Raw genomic sequence first — 2,354 nt, 5'->3', positions numbered from 1 at the left:
CGGCCGGCTCGAACGTTACGATTACGAGTATCGGCGCAATGGCACCGTCAACCTCTTCGTCCTGCTCGACGTGCATCGCCCCTGGCGCAAGGTCAAAGTCACCGAGCACCGTGCGGCAGAAGACTACGCCCGATGCATGCGCGAACTCGTCGACGTCCATTATCCCGACGCCGAGACCATCCGGGTCGTCCAAAACAATCTATCGACCCACTCCGCCGGCGCCTGTATCAGGCGTTCCCGCCTGCCGAAGCCAGACGGATACTGCGCCGGCTTGAGTTCCACTACACCCCCAAGCACGCAAGCTGGCTCAACATGGTCGAGATCGAAATCGGCGTCTTGCGGGGACAGTGCCTCGATCGCAGGATCGACGACCCCAAGCGACTGCGCCGCGAAATCGCCGCCTGGGAACGGCAGAGGAATGCCGCACGCTCCCGCATCAAATGGATGTTCAACACGGACACGGCCCGAGCCAAAATGGGCCGCGCCTATCCCAACTCTTCCAAAGAGTCATAATCACTGTGCAGGGCTACTAGTTTGGTGCAGAACAATCTTATCGCTGCGAGGACCGGAAGGGCACGTTAGCTCGGCTCATTCTGTAGGTCGACGTTCAACTTAATGCTCACCCAAAGCAGTCGACGACTTAAGCACTTCTCAACTCGTCTGGGTGGATCTCCCGATCGCTGTTGAACTAGGTCGAGCCGACGTTGCCGGAATGAATGTTACGCGGCCCTCGTGACGTGGGCAACGGGGTTGATCGTCATGCGATTGTGGCGAGCTTGAAGAGGCCGCACGCAGAACCGACAATTGCTTATGCGCCTTCAATCGTCGGAAGCCCTTGTTAGCCTCGATCATGCCGGCCGCGACCCATCGCAAGGCCATACCGGCATCCCGCCAGCGTTTGACGTTGCGCGTGACGCGGCGAATGGTGCCCATCATGTTCTCGGCGATGTTGGTACAGGCGAGCGATCGACGAAGCTCCTTCGGCAACTTCAACCGGACGACAGTCAGGATTTCGTCGAGGCCTTCGAGGATGCTGGCCGCTACGCCGGGCCATTGCTGGTCGAGTCGACGCGCGAGGTTGCGGATCAATTTTTCGCTTGTCGGCGTCATCGAGCTCCCAGGCCTGGCGCATGGTGGCCGCATGATGCTCTTTCGGCAGGCGTTCCATGATGTTGCGCGCCTTGTGGATCTGGCAGCGCTGGATCGCAGCGGCCGGACCGAAGGTGCGGCGGATCGCCTTCGACAGCGCCTTCGCGCCGGCGGCGATGAACAGTCTTGGCACCGTCGGGGCGAGCCCGCGCGAGACCAGGTTGTCCAGCAGGGCCTGAACCGTTGCGGCATTCTCGGTCGCCCCTTCCACCAACGCCAGCGGATGCTTGTTGCCTTTCGCCGTCAACCCCGATCGCGGCGACTAGCACGAGATCGTCGTCGAGATGCAGCCCGTCGATTTGGATGGCTCGGTCGCTGGGCGATGAACCTGATGCTGATCAACGTGTCGACGCGCCGGTTCGGCCGCGCCGTCCGGCTGCCCGAGGGGGACGTGCCGGCACCGCCCGGATCTGGGATTTCGAAATCGGCGGCCTCGCGGAGGTTCGTTGCGCTGTCGGCGGCGCGGCTGGCCGACTTCATGGCTGCCGATCTGTCCACGCTCGACCTTCTGGTGGTCGGCGACTGGGGTTGTGGACGAAGCGTTTGCGGAAGTGCGGGCGAGCTTCGATCGGTTCTGCCTTGCGGCGGGGATCGAGGCGCTCGGCACGATGATGGAGGCGGATGTGACGGCGGCCTGCGGGCCGCGCCACGGGCGAACCAGCCGGTGTGATATCTCTCGTCATGGCGTTGCTCTCCTTTGTGGAATCAGCCCGAGCCTACCGGCTCAAGGTGGGCAACGCCGACCTCCTCAGAAACTCAACAGGACCCGGGACATCCCCCAGATTCGGCTAAGCGCATACTGGCGAACGCATCCGCAAAGTTGGCTGTGTCCATTTGCTCATCAGTTTCTGCAAAGCTAGTACCCGGAATCAGAGCTGCGTGAGACGGCGGCCTTTGAAACGGCGTTGGACCTTTTTCTTGGTCCAGACGAAGGGCTCGGCTTTGTCGTGGTACGCGTTGACGTAGGCATCGATGTGTTCCTGAAGCTGCTTGAGGCTTGTGAAGGAGGTGCCGCTGAGCGATTGTCCCTGCAAGATTGAGAACCATACCTCGACCTGATTGAGCCACGACGCACTGGTCGGCGTGAAATGGAATTGCACATTGGGATGGGCCTTGAGCCAGTTCTCATTCTTCTTGTGGGTGTTGAGGTTGTCGAGGATGACGTGAAGCTTCCGGCCCGGAAAGGCCGCGGTGAGGCTGTTCAT

General features: G+C 61.3%; 1 protein-coding gene and 4 pseudogenes. 3 read left to right on the top strand and 2 right to left on the bottom strand.

Going from position 1 to position 2,354, the window contains the following annotated elements:
* Nucleotides 1-513, top strand: a pseudogene (locus E4K64_RS39605) (transposase); the annotation flags it as partial.
* Nucleotides 514-719: 206 nt separating this feature from the next.
* Here E4K64_RS39605 and E4K64_RS39600 read toward each other — a convergent pair.
* Nucleotides 720-1,454, bottom strand: a pseudogene (locus E4K64_RS39600) (IS256 family transposase); the annotation flags it as partial.
* Between E4K64_RS39600 and E4K64_RS39595 the strand changes: the two are divergent.
* A pseudogene (locus E4K64_RS39595) lies at nt 1,448-1,666 on the top strand (IS256 family transposase); the annotation flags it as partial. The pseudogenes E4K64_RS39600 and E4K64_RS39595 sit on opposite strands and share 7 nt — an antisense overlap.
* Nucleotides 1,638-1,835 (top strand): annotated as a pseudogene (locus tag E4K64_RS42040) (hypothetical protein); the annotation flags it as partial. The pseudogenes E4K64_RS39595 and E4K64_RS42040, both read left to right, overlap by 29 nt.
* 183 nt (nt 1,836-2,018) lie before the next feature.
* On the opposite strand, the gene E4K64_RS39585 reads toward E4K64_RS42040, so the two are convergent.
* Nucleotides 2,019-2,354: transposase (locus tag E4K64_RS39585; protein ID WP_209311914.1), on the bottom strand; the 336-nt coding region annotated here is incomplete at its 5' end.

It is taken from the genome of Bradyrhizobium frederickii, from assembly GCF_004570865.1.
Lineage (GTDB): Bacteria > Pseudomonadota > Alphaproteobacteria > Rhizobiales > Xanthobacteraceae > Bradyrhizobium > Bradyrhizobium frederickii.
This window is presented reverse-complemented; position numbering and strand designations above follow the sequence as displayed.